The following is a 628-nucleotide window of genomic DNA, read 5'->3' as shown; positions in this document are numbered from 1 at the left end:
CTGCCTGAAGGCAAGGAAAATCCGGTGGAAGAATCAAAGCTTTTCCCTCGGCCCGATTGCCGATTCCAAACATAAACTTCCCCGGCAATTTCAAAGTTAAGATTGCCCGTTTCCCCACCGGTTGGAGACATGATGACCAATTCTCCTTGGGCAGTACGCTCCAGCTTCAGCTCAGGATTAGCGGCACAAAGCCGGATAAAATCTGCTCGGCTGAGGGTTATCAGGGGAGATAGATTCAGAGTCAGAGCAGCCATGGTAGTGTGACTCCGCCTGTTTTTGGCCTATCGCTCAACATTTTTACTGCAGCTGTTTCCAACGTTGGGAGAGTTCTGCAATTGCGTGGGATCCCTGTCATGCAAGAGATCCATCAGAGTTGGCTGGGTTAAGGGTGTGGAAAAAAGCTGTATCAGGGATCGTAAATCCGTGAAAGCTACTCATATCAAGCCGACCAGATCTTGCGAATGGGCAAGGTGAAGCCCGGCAGCACGTCCTCTCCTGATAGGGTTTCCGGATCTTCGACCAATTCCGGCGCTTGCTCTTGTCGGTAGATCATCACCCGCTTGGCCTTGGGATCCAGCAGCCACCCCAGCCGGCAGCCGTTGTCCATGTATTCTTGCATCTTGGCCTG

The 628-nt window shown here is 52.2% G+C and carries 2 protein-coding genes; both read right to left on the bottom strand.

The genetic code is table 11. The features are described from left to right. On the bottom strand, positions 1–254 hold a 254-nt coding region (locus NW839_RS13770; protein ID WP_414344735.1), incomplete at its 3' end, for a Uma2 family endonuclease. 185 nt (positions 255–439) lie between these two features. Next, the coding region (locus tag NW839_RS13765) for a Uma2 family endonuclease (RefSeq protein ID WP_414380726.1) at positions 440–628 on the bottom strand (189 nt) is incomplete at its 5' end.

It is taken from the genome of Synechococcus sp. R5-15 (assembly GCF_047462035.1).
GTDB lineage: Bacteria > Cyanobacteriota > Cyanobacteriia > Thermostichales > Thermostichaceae > Thermostichus.
The sequence above is the reverse complement of the archived record's forward strand: the minus strand, read 5'-3'. Positions and strand labels throughout refer to the sequence as shown.